General features: G+C 61.1%; 19 protein-coding genes. 8 read left to right on the top strand and 11 right to left on the bottom strand.

The genetic code is table 11. The annotated features are described in order from the left end of the window. Positions 1-3: 3 nt before the first annotated feature. Entirely contained in the window at positions 4-1,005 is a 1,002-nt protein-coding gene (locus J3P85_RS00275) for an LLM class flavin-dependent oxidoreductase (RefSeq protein ID WP_434573223.1), read from the bottom strand. Between the two features lie 239 nt (positions 1,006-1,244). Here J3P85_RS00275 and J3P85_RS00270 point away from each other — a divergent pair, with 239 nt between their 5' ends. Both J3P85_RS00270 and J3P85_RS00265 read left to right on the top strand, forming a co-directional pair. After that, positions 1,245-1,676, top strand: coding sequence for an OsmC family protein (locus tag J3P85_RS00270; RefSeq protein WP_434704495.1), 432 nt, complete (start codon positions 1,245-1,247; stop codon positions 1,674-1,676). 149 nt (positions 1,677-1,825) lie between these two features. Next, positions 1,826-2,059 carry a DUF1161 domain-containing protein gene (locus J3P85_RS00265; RefSeq protein ID WP_434704494.1) on the top strand — a complete coding sequence of 78 codons (234 nt, stop codon included), beginning with the start codon at positions 1,826-1,828 and terminating at the stop codon, positions 2,057-2,059. A 6-nt stretch (positions 2,060-2,065) separates the two neighbouring features. On the opposite strand, the gene J3P85_RS00260 is transcribed toward J3P85_RS00265, so the two are convergent. Together J3P85_RS00260 and J3P85_RS00255 are read right to left on the bottom strand one after the other, a co-directional pair. After that, on the bottom strand, positions 2,066-2,491 hold the full coding sequence (locus tag J3P85_RS00260; protein WP_411386115.1) for a hypothetical protein: 426 nt from the start codon (positions 2,489-2,491) through the stop codon (positions 2,066-2,068). A gap of 40 nt (positions 2,492-2,531) precedes the next feature. Next, on the bottom strand, positions 2,532-2,945 hold the full coding sequence (locus J3P85_RS00255) for a hypothetical protein (protein ID WP_434704493.1): 414 nt from the start codon (positions 2,943-2,945) through the stop codon (positions 2,532-2,534). Between the two features lie 58 nt (positions 2,946-3,003). Here J3P85_RS00255 and J3P85_RS00250 point away from each other — a divergent pair, with 58 nt between their 5' ends. Further along, complete coding sequence (locus J3P85_RS00250) at positions 3,004-4,095, top strand: aminopeptidase (RefSeq protein WP_434704492.1); 1,092 nt, start codon at positions 3,004-3,006, stop codon at positions 4,093-4,095. A gap of 270 nt (positions 4,096-4,365) precedes the next feature. On the opposite strand, the gene J3P85_RS00245 is transcribed toward J3P85_RS00250, so the two are convergent. The 3 genes from J3P85_RS00245 to J3P85_RS00235 form a co-directional block, all read right to left on the bottom strand. Further along, entirely contained in the window at positions 4,366-4,641 is a 276-nt protein-coding gene (locus J3P85_RS00245; protein WP_003177201.1) for an HU family DNA-binding protein, read from the bottom strand. A 191-nt stretch (positions 4,642-4,832) separates the two neighbouring features. After that, on the bottom strand, positions 4,833-5,981 hold the full coding sequence (locus J3P85_RS00240; RefSeq protein WP_434704490.1) for an NAD(P)/FAD-dependent oxidoreductase: 1,149 nt from the start codon (positions 5,979-5,981) through the stop codon (positions 4,833-4,835). A gap of 25 nt (positions 5,982-6,006) precedes the next feature. Further along, positions 6,007-6,174, bottom strand: coding sequence for a rubredoxin (locus J3P85_RS00235; RefSeq protein WP_003177199.1), 168 nt, complete (start codon positions 6,172-6,174; stop codon positions 6,007-6,009). Positions 6,175-6,349: 175 nt separating this feature from the next. Here J3P85_RS00235 and J3P85_RS00230 point away from each other — a divergent pair, with 175 nt between their 5' ends. Together J3P85_RS00230 and ubiA are read left to right on the top strand one after the other, a co-directional pair. Beyond that, the gene (locus J3P85_RS00230) at positions 6,350-6,913 is read left to right on the top strand and encodes a chorismate--pyruvate lyase family protein (protein WP_434704488.1); all 564 of its coding nucleotides are present in this window, start codon (positions 6,350-6,352) and stop codon (positions 6,911-6,913) included. Then, positions 6,913-7,803: a 4-hydroxybenzoate octaprenyltransferase gene (ubiA, locus tag J3P85_RS00225; protein WP_434704487.1), complete on the top strand. Its 891-nt coding sequence runs from the start codon at positions 6,913-6,915 to the stop codon at positions 7,801-7,803. Before J3P85_RS00230 ends, ubiA begins: the two co-directional genes overlap by 1 nt. Positions 7,804-7,966: 163 nt before the next feature. Here ubiA and J3P85_RS00220 read toward each other — a convergent pair whose 3' ends face one another. Next, a complete protein-coding gene (locus J3P85_RS00220) occupies positions 7,967-8,350 on the bottom strand; it encodes a COG4315 family predicted lipoprotein (RefSeq protein WP_434704486.1) in 384 nt (127 codons plus the stop codon). A 152-nt stretch (positions 8,351-8,502) separates the two neighbouring features. Here J3P85_RS00220 and phoB point away from each other — a divergent pair, with 152 nt between their 5' ends. From phoB to J3P85_RS00205, 3 genes are all read left to right on the top strand, one after another. Beyond that, positions 8,503-9,192, top strand: a complete 690-nt coding sequence (phoB, locus tag J3P85_RS00215) for a phosphate regulon transcriptional regulator PhoB (protein WP_003177195.1) — start codon at positions 8,503-8,505, stop codon at positions 9,190-9,192. Between the two features lie 80 nt (positions 9,193-9,272). Continuing rightward, positions 9,273-10,559 (top strand): phosphate regulon sensor histidine kinase PhoR, encoded by a 1,287-nt coding sequence (gene phoR, locus J3P85_RS00210; RefSeq protein WP_411387573.1) that lies wholly within the window; start codon positions 9,273-9,275, stop codon positions 10,557-10,559. A 113-nt stretch (positions 10,560-10,672) separates the two neighbouring features. Continuing rightward, the gene (locus tag J3P85_RS00205) at positions 10,673-12,013 is read left to right on the top strand and encodes a hemolysin family protein (protein WP_186708230.1); all 1,341 of its coding nucleotides are present in this window, start codon (positions 10,673-10,675) and stop codon (positions 12,011-12,013) included. 153 nt (positions 12,014-12,166) lie between these two features. Here J3P85_RS00205 and J3P85_RS00200 read toward each other — a convergent pair whose 3' ends face one another. The 4 genes from J3P85_RS00200 to pstB form a co-directional block, all read right to left on the bottom strand. Beyond that, complete coding sequence (locus J3P85_RS00200) at positions 12,167-13,063, bottom strand: peptidoglycan DD-metalloendopeptidase family protein (RefSeq protein ID WP_434704485.1); 897 nt, start codon at positions 13,061-13,063, stop codon at positions 12,167-12,169. Positions 13,064-13,306: 243 nt separating this feature from the next. After that, the gene (locus tag J3P85_RS00195) at positions 13,307-14,257 is read right to left on the bottom strand and encodes a response regulator (RefSeq protein WP_434704484.1); all 951 of its coding nucleotides are present in this window, start codon (positions 14,255-14,257) and stop codon (positions 13,307-13,309) included. Between the two features lie 169 nt (positions 14,258-14,426). After that, complete coding sequence (gene phoU / locus J3P85_RS00190) at positions 14,427-15,188, bottom strand: phosphate signaling complex protein PhoU (RefSeq protein WP_186708236.1); 762 nt, start codon at positions 15,186-15,188, stop codon at positions 14,427-14,429. 97 nt (positions 15,189-15,285) lie between these two features. Then, positions 15,286-16,119 carry a phosphate ABC transporter ATP-binding protein PstB gene (pstB, locus tag J3P85_RS00185; protein WP_434704483.1) on the bottom strand — a complete coding sequence of 278 codons (834 nt, stop codon included), beginning with the start codon at positions 16,117-16,119 and terminating at the stop codon, positions 15,286-15,288. Positions 16,120-16,136 lie beyond the last annotated feature (17 nt).

Below are 16,136 nucleotides of genomic sequence, written 5' to 3'. Positions count from 1 at the left end.
GGTTCAGCCCTTCATGACCTGCGCCAGCAACTCGTAGGAGTGCAAGCGATCGGCGTGCTCATACAGATCGCTGGTAAAAATCAGCTCATCGGCCTGGGTTTGCTCGATCAGCACTTGCAGCTTGGCGCGGATCTTCTGCGGACCGCCGACCATGGCCAGCCCCAGGAAATCACCGACCGCCTCCTTCTCATGGGGCAACCAAAGACCGTTCATGGACTCGACCGGCGGACGCTGCACCAGGCTCTGGCCGCGCATCAACGCCAGGATCCGCTGGTACACCGACGTCGCCAGGTAATCGGCCTGCTCATCGGTATCCGCAGCCACCAGCGGCACGCCGAGCATTACATAGGGCTTGTCGAGCACCGCCGACGGCTTGAAGTGGTTGCGGTAGATGCGAATCGCCTCGTGCATATATCGCGGTGCGAAATGGGAGGCGAACGCGTAGGGCAAACCGCGTTCACCGGCCAATTGCGCACTGAACAGGCTCGAACCCAGCAGCCAGACCGGCACGTTGGTGCCGGTGCCGGGCATGGCGATGATGCGTTGATCCGGAGTACGCGGGCCCAGGTAGCGCATCAGCTCGGCCACATCCTCGGGAAAATCGTCCGCGCTGCCGGAGCGCTCGCGACGCAGCGCCCGGGCGGTCATCTGGTCGGAACCTGGTGCGCGCCCCAGCCCAAGGTCGATTCGACCCGGATAGAGGCTTTCCAGCGTGCCGAACTGTTCGGCGATGATCAACGGTGCGTGATTGGGCAACATGACGCCACCGGAGCCGACGCGAATGGTCGAAGTGCCCCCCGCCAGATAACCCAGCAGCACCGCCGTTGCCGAACTGGCGATACCGTCCATATTGTGGTGTTCGGCCACCCAGAAGCGGGTATAGCCGTATTTTTCCACGTGCTGCGCCAAGTCCAGCGAGTTGTGCAAGGATTGAGCGGCATTGCCATCGGCGCGCACAGGCACCAGGTCGAGGGTTGAGAATTTCACGTCGGACAGCTGTTTCATGGGCCGGGATCTCCAACGGCGTTCCGGGCTTTTCCTACGGGTAAAAGCCTGCCGTTTCTAAAAGTGTGTGCCCTTGCAATGTGGGCATATACCCGAGTTTCAATAGTTGCGACGAAATTTCCTACTAAATTCGTCGGCTAATCGACAAGGTGAACTTTTCCAGGCGGTCTATCCTCACAACCCAGACAGTGAAAAAACACCCAGGCGCGGCGTTCGCGCCGGATCTTCAGGAGGCAGACATGGCTATCATCAAGAAAGCATCGGCTCATTGGGAAGGTGACCTGAAAACCGGTATCGGCTCGATTTCCACGGAAACCGGCGTGTTGCGCGAGGCGCCCTATGGCTTCAAGGCGCGGTTTGAAGGCGGCAAGGGCACCAATCCCGAGGAATTGATCGGCGCGGCCCACGCTGGCTGCTTTTCCATGGCCTTTTCGATGATCCTCGGCGACGCCGGGCTCAAGGCCGACAGCATCGACACCAACGCTGAAGTGACCCTGGACCAGGTCGAGGGCGGTTTCGCGATCACGGCGGTCAAGCTGATACTCAAGGCGAAAATCCCCGGCGCGAGCCAGGCGCAATTCGACGAATTGAGCAAGAAGGCCAAGGAAGGGTGCCCGGTTTCCAAGGTGCTGAACGCCCAGATTACCCTGGATGCGACGTTGGTGAGCTGACCCATGAAAGGGTCGCAGCCTTCGCAGGCATTGTCGAAGGCTGCGATTTCTTGAATACGGTCGAGCTGTTTACCCTGGCGCAGTTATGATCGAATGAAGCTCGCAGTTTCAGCGCACAGGCAGTGCGTGCTGCCATGAGGAATTCGAACATGAAACGATCAGCCCTGGTGGTCATCGGCTGCGCATTCGCCGCATCAGCCCTGGCGGCTCCCAAATCCTGTGAAGAGCTGAAAGGGGAAATCGAAGCGAAGATCCAGGCGAACAACGTGTCGTCCTACACGCTGGAAATCGTCACCAATGACGAAGTCCACGACGAGAACATGGTAGTGGGCAGTTGCGAGGGCGGCACGAAGAAGATCATCTATCAGAAGAACGACCGCTAGGCCGCCCTACGGAACGCAATTGATCTGCCGTTCCTCGGCGACGATTTGACGCTTGCCGTCATAGAGCCGGGCGCTCGGCGTGAATGCCAGATTGCGAGCCTCCAGACGATAGCGCTGGCCGGCCTCGAAATGGTCGTAACGCACGAGCATGTAGCACATCCGCTCTTGGGGTTCGGCCTGCATGCCCAACCCACCCCCACTGAATACTTCGAAGTCGAAGCGCACTTTCAGCTCGTGGCTGCCCGGCGAAACCTGGAAGAACCGTCCGTCGCGCAAACGCTGGCCGTCCAGGCTTTCAGCCATCAGCATTTTGCCGCCCGGCATGGGCGTAGCAAAATCAACCCACGCCATGTTCGGGTCGACCTGGGGCAGCGGGCTCGTTGCGCAACCGCTCATGGAGACCAGGGCCAGTAACAGCAAGGATAAGCGCATGATGAGTTTCCTTAAAACCAGGCCCTGAGCATAGCGCCAATCACGTTTGTTGGCAGCCCGCCGGCGTACCTTGCCCCACCACCTTGCGCTGATGATCGTAAAGCTTGGCCCATGGCCGGAAACCAATGCTGCCGGCCTGCAGCTGGTAACGTTGGCCGGCGTTGAAATCCTTGAATTTCAGGTTCAACCGGCAATCGCGCCACAGCGGCTCCGCGTCCGGGCCGATGTTGCCGGGTTCGACGGCAAACTGGTAACGCACCGTCAACTCATGGCTGCCGGGTTGCACTTCGAAATAACGTCGGTCGACGGACATCTTGTCATCGACTTCCAGCGCCTGTAGCGCGGTGTCCTGCTGGTTGCCCAGATCGATCCACGCTTGGGATGGATCGGGGTCAGGCAAGCCGGCACAACCGGTGAGCAACAACAGGCCACTCGTCAGCATCAACACGCGCATAGCGAAGCTCCAGGCAAGCGAGATAGTCTTGTGGGCAGACTTCCCAAGGTGATTCCAATTGATCAGGCCGCGTTCAAGCCATCGGTTACTCGACCGTGTTTTCCAGATTTTGTTTCCAGGCCTCCTGCTTTTGTTACTGAACGGTTGCGCTAGCACCGGTTACTACAGCCAACTCGTCGGCGGGCAGCTGCGGTTGTTGCAGGCTCGCGAGCCTATCGACCAGGTCATTGCCGACCCCGCCCGCGATGCCCAACTCAAGGCGCACCTGGCCCAGGCGCGCGAGGCGCGGACGTTCGCCAGTAATCACCTGCATCTACCGGACAATCGAAGCTATCGCCTGTATGCGGATATTGGCCGGCCGTTCGTAGTCTGGAATGTCTTCGCCACGCCAGAGTTTTCCCTGGCACCGCACACCCATTGTTTTCCCATTGCCGGTTGCGTGGCTTATCGCGGTTATTACAGCCAGGGCGCCGCCCGTGGCGAGGCCGCGTTGCAGCGCTTGCAGGGCATGGACGTCACGATTGGTGGGGTAGAGGCCTATTCGACGCTGGGCTGGTTCGACGATCCGATCCTGAGTTCCATGATGCATTGGGGCGACGAACGCCTGGCGACGCTGATCTTTCATGAACTGGCGCACCAACGGTTTTATGTACAGGACGACACCGAATTCAATGAATCCTTCGCCACCTTCGTCGAACAGGAAGGCACCCGGCAATGGCGCGCCAGTCGTGGGCTGGCGCCGGACAATGGCAAGCAGGTGCGCCAGCGCGACCAGTTCATCCAACTGATCCTCGATACCCGCCAGCGCCTGGAAAAGCTCTACGCCCAACCCTTGCCGGCCGAGGGAATGCGCCAACGCAAAGCGGCGGAGTTCGAACGCCTGCGCACCGACTATGAGCAACTGCGCGATACCCAATGGGCAGGCGACAAACGCTACGACGCCTGGGTCTATGCGCCCTTGAACAATGCGCGATTGCTGCCGTTCGGGCTGTATGACCAGTGGGTGCCAGCGTTTGCGGCGCTGTTCAAGCAGAAGGATGGGGACTGGGTTGAGTTTTACACGGCGGTGGAACAGCTGGGCAAATTGCCGATCGACGAGCGCAAGGCGGCCTTTAAGGTGTTGGCGGAGCCGAAGACTTCCGCGGACTAGGCGGACGCCATCGCGAGCAAGCTCGCTCCCACTTAGGCATCTCCAACCCTGTGGCGAGGGAGCTTGCTCCCGCTCGGCTGCGCAGCAGTCGTCGCTTTTTTGGGGCCGCTTCGCGACCCAGCGGGAGCAAGCTCCCTCGCCACGGATAACGGGCACCAAGCCATCGCTGTCTCAAACAGCTTGCAAGCCACACAAAAAAGGGCATGCCGATTCATCGGTATGCCCTTTTAATTGCCGCTTTCTTCCCCCTGGCCGAGGTACTCGTCGCAATTATGGGTTAACGCTGTCTTTCAAGAACTTGCCTGGTTTGAAGGCAACGGTGTTGCTGGCCTTGATCTTCACTGGCTCACCGGTTTGTGGGTTCTTGCCAGTGCGGGCGCCGCGGTGGCGTTGCAGGAAAGTGCCGAAGCCCACCAGGGTAACGCTGTCCTTGCGGTGCAGGGCGCCGGTGATTTCTTCGAGGACGGCGTTGAGGACGCGGTTGGCTTGTTCTTTGGTGAGGTCTGCTTTTTCCGCGATGGCGGCGGCGAGTTCTGGTTTACGCATGAATGAAGCCCCTTTGACGGTTTTTTTGTTGTTATGTCCGTGCTGTTCTCTTCGGAACAGCCCCTAAGGCGCCGCAGGCTCTACTCTGCGGCAGACGGGAGTGAGGATGGCACGGTGCCGAAAACCGCGCCAGTGTCCGGAAGACCTTTGTGGGACCAAAAGTAGGGTTTTTGCGACAGAACGACCAGTATTTACGCCAGCAGGGCTGGAAGCTCCTTGTTCAGCGCCAGTTTCTCCATCACTGCCGTGCCCGTCAGCGCGTAGCCCAACAGATTGCCTTGAGCGTCTCGGCACAGTGCCTTGATGTCCGCGCCCTGCCCTTCGACGCTCCACACGCCTTCGCTGCCTCGCGGTGGCGGCGACACGACCAATGGGCACACCGGGGTTTTTACGGTAATCGGCATGGCACCGTAACTGACGGCAGTCGGGTTGCCGGCCAAGGTTTGGGCCAGGGCCCGGGCGCAGCTCATCAGCGGCATGACATACAGCAGGTTCAAGCCGTCGACCTCGGCGCAATCGCCCAAGGCGTAGATATTGGCGTGGGAGGTTCTCAGGTGACGATCGACCACGACGCCGCGGTTGACCACCAGCCCGGCGGCCGCCGCCAGGTCGATGCGTGGACGCAGGCCGATGGCCGAGACCGCCAGGTCGCAGGCGATCACCTGGCCATCGGACAGGTGCGCCTCCAGCCCATCGGCGGCCTTCTGCAAGCGGTTGAGCACAGGGCCCAAGTGGAAGCGCGCACCGAGGCTTTCCAGCCCGGCCTGGACCGCTGCCGCAGCGGCCGGATGCAGCAGCGTCGGCATGACTTGCTCGCACGGCGCCACCAACTCGACTTCGTAGCCTCCCAGGCTCAGGTCGTTGGCAAACTCACAGCCAATCAGACCGGCACCCAGCAACAACACCCGGCGCTTGCCGACGGCCGCGGCCCTGAAGCGCGCGTAGTCTTCCAGGTCGTTGATGGGAAAGATCAGGTCCGCCGCGTCGCCCTGTACCGGCACGCGCACGGTTTCGGCGCCCCAGGCCAAGATCAGGTCGCGGTAGTTCACCGCCTCCTCGCCGATCCACAGCCGTTTGTGGCCCGGATCGATGCCGCTGATGCGCGTGTGGGTGCGCACCTCGGCCTTGAGTTGTTCGGCCATGGCCCCCGGTTCAGCCATGCTCAAACCGTCGGCATCCTTGTTCTTGCCAAAGCCTGTGGAAAGCATCGGCTTGGAGTATGAGCGACCGTCATCCGCGGTGATCAGCAGCAGCGGGGTTTCGCTGTCGAGCTTGCGAAACTCCCGGGCCAGGTTATAACCGGCCAGCCCGGTACCGACGATGACGACAGGTGCACTCATGTTGCTCTCCATTTAAATGAAACGATCAGTTGATTTCGATCATTTCGAAATCCATTTTGCCGACACCGCAGTCCGGGCACAGCCAGTCCGCCGGCACGTCCTCCCAGCGAGTGCCGGGCGCGATGCCATCGTCAGGCCAGCCGTCAGCTTCGTTGTAGATCAGGCCGCAGACGATACATTGCCACTTCTTCATTCCAGTACTTCCTCGAGATGTCAGGCCTTGGCCGGTATTTTCCGGCTCAGGGCCGTTTTGTACTGATCGGTCGCGCCAGATGCAAGCACGATCGGCAGGCCGCAGGCCGGGCCGGTCAAAACCCGTGACCGACATGGTAAGCTCGCGGCCTCATTTGCTGCCATTCAAGACCTCTGTGCCGCATACAAATTCGATTTTTCCTACACTCCAATGGCTGCCCCAGCACCTGCTGTCGCCCCGTCCCGATGCCGGTGTACTCGATTGGTTGTTCGACGAAGGCTCCCTGACCCGGCGCCTCACGCGCCTGTCGGACGGCCACTTCAGCGTGACCCCATTGTTCGAAGGCTGGCAGCCATTGCGCGCCGACGAATGTGCCGCGCTGGACCTGGCCGAGGGCAGCGAGGGCTGGGTACGCGAGGTGTATCTGCGCGGGCGCGACCAGCCCTGGGTGTTCGCCCGCAGCGTGGCGGCGCGCAGCGCCTTGCAGGGTGACGGGTTGCAGATGGACGAGTTGGGCAGCCGCTCCCTGGGCGAATTGCTGTTTTGCGACCAGGCGTTCCAGCGCCGGGCCATCGAGGTTTGCCATTACCCCGAGGCCGGCTTGCCGGAAGACGTACGCGTCAGTGGCCTGTGGGGGCGCCGTTCACGTTTCGACCGCGGTGCGTTGAGCGTGCTGGTGGCGGAAATCTTCCTGCCCCGCTTGTGGACCGTCGCCCGCGCCTATTCGGAGAATTGCTGATGTACGTGCAACTGCTCAAATCCTTGAATCGCCTGAACCCACGGGCATGGGACTTCGTGCAACTGACCCGCATGGACAAGCCCATCGGCATCTACCTGCTGTTATGGCCGACGTTGTGGGCACTGTGGATTGCCGGTGAAGGCTCGCCATCCATCGCCAACGTGGTGATTTTCGTCCTCGGTGTGGTGCTGACCCGTGCCGGCGGCTGTGTGATCAATGACTGGGCCGACCGCAAGGTGGACGGCCACGTCAAACGCACCGAACAACGCCCGCTGGTGAGCGGCAAGATCAGTTCGAAAGAGGCGCTGGTGTTCTTCGCCGTGCTGATGAGCGTGAGTTTCCTGCTGGTGTTGTGCACCAATGCACCGACCATCCTGCTGTCCCTCGGCGGCCTGGCCCTGGCATTCAGTTACCCGTTCATGAAGCGTTATACCTACTACCCGCAAGTGGTGCTGGGGGCGGCATTCTCCTGGGGCATGCCGATGGCGTTCACCGCCGAAACCGGGCATCTGCCGGCGGCCGCCTGGTTGCTGTACATCGCCAATCTGCTGTGGACAGTGGGCTACGACACCTATTACGCCATGACCGACCGGGACGACGACCTGCGCATCGGCGTGAAGTCCACGGCGATCCTGTTTGGCGATGCCGACCGGGTGATCATCCTGACGCTGCAAGGCCTGGCCTTGGGTTGCCTGCTGTTGGCCGGTTCGAAATTCCACCTGGGTGGCTGGTTCCACCTGGGGCTGGTGGCCGCGGCCGCGTGCTTCGCCTGGGAATTCTGGTACACCCGAAGCAGGGACCGGATGCGCTGCTTCAAGGCTTTCCTGCACAACCATTGGGCCGGCTTGGCGATTTTCGTGGGGATTGTGTTGGATTACGCGTTGCGCTGAAGCCGAGCCCGGGCACCGAACTTCGGCTCATGCCAGTGAAGGCCTTTGTGGCGAGGGAGCTTGCTCCCGCTGGGCTGCGCAGCAGCCCCAAGATTTTGCGGTCGCTGCGCAACCGAGCGGGAGCAAGCTCCCTCGCCACAAAAAAGCGTCTCAGTGGGACGCGTTACTTAGCCTTGGCCACTTTCCAGGCGCCGTCCATTTTGCCGTCGCCGGTCATGTCTCCTGCCTTCTTGTCCATCACGAAGGTGTACAGCGGCATGCCCTGATAGGCCCACTGCATTGAGCCATCATCGCGCTTGATCACGGTCCAGTCGCCCATGGATTTATCACCCGCCGCAGCCATCAGCGGTGGCCAGTTAGCCGCACATTTGTCATTGCATACCGACTTACCAGCCGAGTCTTTGGCGAAGGTGTAAAGGGTCATGCCCTTATGGTCGGTGAACATGCCATCCTTTTCCATTGCAGGATCGGCAGCCATCGCAACCCCAGGCAGGGCCAGAGCAGCTGCCATCAGCAGGGCTTTGAAAGAAACAGTCATTTGTTTCATGGAAACCTTCTCTTGTGGTTGTCAGGATTCGGACTGAAAAGCTTAGTCCAGGATCCCCCTCGCTGCCGCCTGAGGAAATAACTGTCACACGACTGCAATAATTCCGTTATCTAATGCGGCGCAAGACAGTTAAATGACAAGAGGATTACCCCATGGTTGGCAGGAGCATTCTGATCGTCGACGACGAGGCGCCCATCCGCGAGATGATCGCCGTTGCGTTGGAGATGGCCGGCTATGACTGCATGGAAGCAGAAAACTCTCAACAGGCCCATGCCATCATCGTCGACCGCAAACCCGACCTGATCCTGCTGGACTGGATGCTGCCCGGCACGTCAGGCATCGAACTGGCGCGACGGCTCAAGCGCGACGAGCTGACCGGTGATATTCCGATCATCATGCTCACCGCCAAGGGCGAAGAGGACAACAAGATCCAGGGCCTGGAAGTCGGCGCCGACGACTACATCACCAAGCCGTTCTCCCCACGGGAACTGGTTGCGCGCCTGAAGGCCGTGCTGCGACGCGCCGGGCCGACCGACGGCGAAGCGCCGATTGAAGTCGGTGGCCTGCTGCTCGACCCGATCAGCCACCGCGTGACCATCGACGGCAAACCCGCCGAGATGGGCCCGACCGAATACCGCCTGCTGCAATTCTTCATGACTCACCAGGAACGTGCCTACACCCGCGGCCAACTGTTGGACCAGGTCTGGGGCGGCAACGTCTATGTCGAGGAGCGCACCGTGGACGTGCACATCCGACGCCTGCGCAAGGCCCTCGGCGATGCCTATGAAAATCTGGTACAAACCGTGCGCGGCACCGGTTATCGTTTTTCGACAAAGGCCTGATCCGAGCCCTTACCGCCCGACAAGCTGACAAGGACGCGCGTCACGTGAATCAAAACTGGCATGGCACCCTGATTCGCCACATGTTGTTGCTGGTGACTGGCTGTTTGCTGATCGGCCTGATCAGCGGTTATTACGGCTGGAGCCTGGCCGCGGGCCTGGGGCTTTACCTGGCCTGGACACTCAAGCAATTGCTGCGCCTGCATGAATGGCTGCGCCTGCATCAACCCGACGAAGCCCCGCCCGACGGCTATGGCCTATGGGGTGAGGTGTTCGACAGCATCTACCACCTGCAACGGCGTGACCAGCGCGTTCGCGGGCGCCTGCAAGCGGTAATCGACCGGGTCCAGGAATCCACCGCCGCGCTGAAAGACGCGGTGATCATGCTCGACAGCGAAGGCAACCTGGAATGGTGGAACCGCGCTGCCGAGACCCTGTTGGGCCTCAAGACGCCCCAGGACAGCGGCCAACCGGTGACCAACCTGGTGCGCCATCCGCGCTTCAAGGAATATTTCGAGCAAGCCAACTACGCCGAGCCGCTGGAGATCCCCTCGCCCACCAATGACCGGTTGCGTATCCAGCTGTACATCACCCGCTATGGCAACAATGAGCACTTGATGCTGGTGCGCGACGTCACGCGTATCCATCAGTTGGAACAGATGCGCAAGGATTTCATCGCCAACGTGTCCCATGAATTGCGCACGCCGTTGACGGTGATCTGCGGATACCTGGAGACCCTGCTCGACAACGTCGAGGAGGTGAACCCGCGCTGGAGCCGGGCCTTGCAGCAGATGCACCAGCAAAGCGGGCGCATGCAGACCCTGCTCAACGACTTGTTACTGCTGGCGAAGCTGGAAGCCACCGATTACCCGTCGGACAACCAGCCGGTGCCGATCGACGACCTGCTGCAAACCATTGTCGAAGATGCCCAGGAGCTGTCCGGTTCCAAGCAGCAGACCATCACCCTGGAAGCCGACCCGGCGGTGCAGCTCAAGGGCAGCGAGGCGGAACTGCGCAGTGCGTTTTCCAACCTGGTATTCAACGCGGTCAAGTACACGCCGGAGCAGGGCCGCATCCATGTGCGCTGGTGGGGCGACGAGCAAGGCGCGCACCTGAGCGTGCGCGATTCGGGCATCGGCATCGACAGCAAGCACCTGCCGCGCCTGACCGAACGTTTCTACCGCGTCGACTCCAGCCGCAACTCCAATACCGGTGGCACCGGGCTGGGCCTGGCCATTGTCAAACACGTCCTGCTGCGCCATCGCGCCCGCATGGAGATCAGCAGCGTGCCCGGCCATGGCAGCACGTTTACCTGTCATTTCGCCCCAGCCCAAGTGGTTCGCACACGCCTCGCTCGCCCCGCTGATTGAAAGCGCCCCCTAGGCAATCGCCGAGTCAGCCGCTACATTGACTGACTTGCGCCTGCCTTTTCAGGCGCTCATTTTCAATTCCTACGACTATTCGGAACCCGCAAAACCCCATCATGGACCCTTCCCCTGGCTTGTCCCTCGTCACACTCTTCGCCGAATTCGGCATGATTCTTTTTGCTCTGATCCTGGTTCTGCTCAACGGATTTTTCGTTGCGGCCGAATTCGCCATGGTCAAGCTGCGTTCGACCCGGGTCGAGGCCATCGCCGAGCAGAACGGCTGGCGCGGGCATATCCTGCGCACCGTCCACAGCCAGCTCGACGCTTACCTGTCGGCATGCCAGCTGGGTATCACCCTGGCGTCCCTGGGACTGGGCTGGGTCGGTGAGCCAGCGTTTGCCCACATCCTCGAACCGTTGCTGGGCGCGATTGGCGTGCAATCGCCGGAAGTGATCAAAGGCGTGTCGTTCTTCACCGCGTTCTTCATCATTTCGTACCTGCACATCGTGGTCGGTGAACTGGCGCCCAAATCCTGGGCCATCCGTAAACCCGAGCTGCTGTCGTTGTGGACCGCCGTGCCGCTGTACCTGTTCTACTGGGCCATGTATCCGGCGATCTACCTGCTCAACGCCAGCGCCAACGCCATCTTGCGCATCGCCGGCCAAGGCGAGCCCGGGCCCCATCACGAACACCATTACAGCCGCGAAGAACTGAAGTTGATCCTGCACTCCAGCCGGGGCCAGGACCCGAGCGACCAAGGCATGCGCGTGCTGGCCTCGGCCGTGGAAATGGGCGAGCTGGAAGTGGTGGACTGGGCCAATTCCCGGGAAGACCTGGTGACGCTGGAGTTCAACGCTCCCCTCAAGGAAATCCTGGCGATGTTCCGTCGCCACAAGTTCAGCCGTTATCCGGTGTACGACAGCGAGCGCCAGGAGTTCGTCGGCCTGCTGCACATCAAGGACCTGCTGCTGGAACTGGCGGCCCTGGACCACATCCCCGAATCGTTCAACCTGGCCGAACTGACCCGGCCGCTGGAGCGCGTGTCGCGGCACATGCCGCTGTCGCAGTTGCTGGAGCAGTTCCGCAAGGGCGGCTCGCACTTCGCCGTGGTCGAGGAAGCCGACGGCAACATCATCGGCTACCTGACCATGGAAGACGTGTTGGAAGTGCTGGTGGGCGACATCCAGGACGAACACCGCAAGGCCGAACGCGGGATCCTGGCCTACCAGCCGGGCAAGCTGCTGGTACGTGGCGACACGCCGCTGTTCAAGGTCGAGCGCCTGCTGGGGATCGACCTGGACCACATCGAAGCCGAAACCCTGGCCGGGCTGGTCTATGAAACCCTCAAGCGCGTGCCGGAAGAGGAAGAGGTGCTGGAAGTCGAAGGCCTGCGGATCATCATCAAGAAGATGAAAGGGCCGAAGATCATCCTGGCGAAGGTGTTGATGCTCGATTGAGCATCAAACTTCCCGCAAGTTGAAGGCATAACCCACTGTGGCGAGGGAGCTTGCTCCCGCTGGGTCGCGAAGCGGCCCCAAAAGCGACGACTGCTTCGCAGCCGAGCGGGAGCAAGCTCCCTCGCCACAAAAAAGCCTCCCGAACCTACAGCGCTACTGCTTGCCCAACGCAAAGTTGGGCAAGTCGCCCACCGGTTGATTGAACTGGTAGGGAATCGACACCAGCCCCAACCCGGTATTGCGCTGCACCACGAAATGCAGGTGCGGGCCTGAGCTGTTGCCGGTATTGCCCGACAACGCCAACGGCGTGCCCACCGCGACCCGCTGCCCTTCCCGTACGCTCACCGAGCCTTTCTGCAGGTGCAGGTAGACGCCCATGGTGCCGTCGTCGTGCAGCACCCGCACGAAGTTGCCCGCTGGGTCATCCCCGCGGCCGGTCTGTTCGTTTTCGGTCTTGATGACCACGCCTCCCCGCGCGGCGATGATCGGCGTGCCTACGGGCATGGCGATGTCCATGGCGTAGCGGTTCTTCGGGCCGTAATGGCTATATTGGCCGTTGGCGCCTTGGCTCAGCCGGAATGGCCCGCCGCGCCAAGGCAGCGGGTATCGATAGGCCTCGGCGGCACCTGCAGGGTCGCCCAGGGAATATTCGAACCTTGGGGTATACACCAGCGGCCGGCCGGGCCGGGTAGCCGTCAGCAGCGCCAGGCGCAGGTTGCTGCGTGCCGGCAGCACCCGACGAATCGGCCGGCTCGGCGCCCCGCTGACATTGCGCAGCCCGGCGAAACTCAACTCGATCTCCACCGGCGCGTACAAATCGTTGCGCACGAACACCGCGTCCGCGCCATTCTGCTTCTTGATATCGAGAAACACCTGGCGCTCCAGGCGTTCGACCATGCGGTCGCGGAACACGAACACCTGGGCGCCCTTGCTGGGACGGTCGCTATAGGACACCACGCCATTGGCATCGGTGGATTTGTAGATCGTCATGGCCACGGCCGAGGTGGAGGCCAGGACAAGACCACAGGCAAACAGCAGGGGTGCGAGCATGGGCAAAGGTTCTGTCGAAGAATGAAGGCCTGCACAGCAGCCTAGCAGCTGGGATGGACCAGCGTAGTCGACGGATGTTTCAAAATTGGATCAACGATTGTTGTTGAGGCTGATGGCCCCATCGCGAGCAAGCTCGCTCCTACAGGGGATTTGCGTCAGGCACACACCTGTGGCCTGCACGCATCACTGTGGGAGCGAGCTTGCTCGCGATAGCGGACTCAAAGGCGCCGCCGAATCAGGCAATCAGGCGCCCGGTACGAAGTGCTTCTGCGCCGTGCCGCGGGCGATCAGGCGGGAGATGTAGTCGAGCTTCTGGGGGTCTTTGTCGACGAAGCGGAACGTCAGTTGAAGCCATTCGCTGTCGGGCGTCTGCTCATGGGCGACGATGGCGTGCAAATAGCCATTGAGACGCGCGGTTTCGGCGTTGTCGCCCTGTTCCATGTCCAGCACCGCGCCTTCGAGTACTTGCGGCAGGGTGTCGGAGCGTTTGACCACCAGCAGCGCTTCCTTGAGGCTCAGGGCCTTGATCACGCATTGCTGGGTGCCACTGGACAGGCGCAACTGGCCTTGGCCGCGATTGGCCGTCGAAGCGGCGGCCACCGGTGCCTTGACCGGTGGGCTGTTGAGCAGGCCACGGGCCGGGGCAGCGGCGGCGGGAGCGGCGGCAGCAACCGGCTTGGCAAAAGGATTCGCCGCAGGCGCCGAAGCAACCGCCGCCACCGGCGCCTTGCCGCCCGTCAGGGCGCTGAGGGAGTCATTGCCGAACGCCGAGTTCATCTTGGTCGGGGCACTGTTCATCAGCGTGTCGAGCTTGCCGACCTTGTGCAGGGCCTGCTTGACCTTGGTCAGCAACTGTTCGTTGGTGAACGGCTTGCTGACGTAGCCGGAAACGCCGGCCTGGATCGCCTGGACCACGTTTTCCTTGTCGCCGCGGCTGGTGACCATCACGAACGGCATGCCCTTGAGGCTGTCCTGCTGACGGCACCAGGTCAGCAGTTCCAGGCCGGACATTTCCGGCATTTCCCAATCGCACAGCACCAAGTCGAACGCCTCGCGAGCCAGCAGGGCCTGGGCTTTCTTGCCGTTCACCGCGTCTTCGATACGCACGCCCGGGAAGTAGTTGCGCAGGCACTTCTTCACCAGGTCACGAATGAACGAAGCATCGTCCACGACCAACACACTGACCTTACTCATCCAGATACACCTCTAAAAAATCCCGGCAAGCATACCGCTTTTACTGATGGCACATTGCCAAAAAACCTTCAGTCACGCCGGGACTTTTCGTTCGCGGGGTGCTGCTTTCGATGAAAAAAAAATCCAAAAAAAAGCCCGACCAGAAGGCCGGGCGCTTTTCTTGGCAATCTTACTTATCGTCAGTTGCGCCCGGAACATTAGCGGTTTCGGACAGGGTGCCCTCAACTTCTTCCTTCATGCGCTTGAGCCCCATATGGCGCACATCGGTGCCGCGCACCAGGTAGATGACAAGTTCCGAGATGTTGCGCGCATGATCGCCGATACGCTCCAAGGAACGCAGCACCCAGATAATGCTCAACACCCGGGAGATGGAACGCGGGTCTTCCATCATGTAGGTCGCCAGCTCGCGCAGGGCGGTCTTGTATTCGCGATCGATGATCTTGTCGTACTGGGCCACCGACAACGCCAGGTCGGCGTCGAAGCGGGCAAAGGCATCCAGCGCGTCGCGAACCATGTTGCGCACCTGGTCGCCAATGTGGCGAACCTCGACGTAACCACGCGGCGCTTCGCCTTCTTCGCACAACTGGATGGCGCGACGAGCGATCTTGGTGGCTTCGTCGCCGATCCGCTCAAGGTCAATGACCGACTTGGAGATGCTGATGATCAGCCGCAGGTCGGACGCAGCCGGCTGGCGACGGGCCAGGATACGCAGGCACTCTTCGTCGATGTTGCGTTCCATCTGGTTGATCTGGTCATCGATTTCGCGCACCTGCTGGGCCAGGCCGGAGTCGGCCTCGATCAGCGCGGTCACCGCGTCGTTGACCTGCTTTTCCACCAGCCCGCCCATGGCCAGCAAGTGACTGCGCACTTCCTCAAGCTCGGCATTGAACTGTGCGGAAATGTGGTGAGTAAGGCCTTCCTTCGAAATCATCTTGTTCGCTCCGCGAAAGTTGCAAGCTTCAAGCTGCAAGCTTCAAGCAGTTAAATGTTGATCCTGATAGCGCAGTGCGGCTATGCAGTTGCCTCGACTAGCCGTAGCGACCCGTGATGTAGTCTTCGGTCTGTTTCTTGGCCGGATTGGTGAACAGCGTATCGGTATCGCCAAATTCCACCAGTTTGCCCATGTACATGAACGCGGTGTAGTCGGACACCCGCGCCGCCTGCTGCATGTTGTGGGTCACGATGACGATGGTGAACCTGGACTTGAGCTCGTAGATCAGCTCTTCGACTTTCAGCGTCGATATCGGGTCCAGCGCCGAGCAGGGTTCGTCGAGCAGCAGCACTTCCGGCTCCACGGCGATGGTACGGGCGATCACCAGGCGCTGCTGCTGACCACCGGACAGGCCCAGGGCCGACTCATGCAGACGGTCCTTGACCTCATCCCACAGTGCCGCGCCCTTGAGGGCCCATTCCACGGCTTCGTCGAGAACGCGCTTTTTATTGATGCCCTGGATGCGCAGGCCGTAGACCACATTCTCGTAGATGGTTTTCGGAAACGGGTTAGGCTTCTGGAACACCATGCCGACGCGACGACGCAGCTCGGCCACGTCTTCGCCCTTGCGGTAGATGTTGTTGCCGTAGAGGTTGATTTCACCTTCGACGCGGCAGCCGTCCACCAGATCGTTCATGCGGTTGAAGGTGCGCAGCAAGGTCGACTTGCCGCAACCCGACGGGCCGATGAATGCGGTGACGCGCTGTTTCGGGATATTCAGGCTGACGTCGTACAGCGCCTGCTTCTCGCCGTAGAACAGGTTCAGGCCGGGCACTTCGATGGCGACGGTTTCCTGGGCCAGGTCCAGGCTCTGCTTGTCGCGGCCCAGGGCCGACATGTTGATGCCGTGTGTATGTGCTTCGTGTTGCATGGGAGGCTCCCTGTGCT

It is taken from the genome of Pseudomonas sp. Z1-12 (assembly GCF_051132015.1).
Classification (GTDB): domain Bacteria; phylum Pseudomonadota; class Gammaproteobacteria; order Pseudomonadales; family Pseudomonadaceae; genus Aquipseudomonas; species Aquipseudomonas zanjanensis.
The sequence above is the reverse complement of the archived record's forward strand: the minus strand, read 5'-3'. Positions and strand labels throughout refer to the sequence as shown.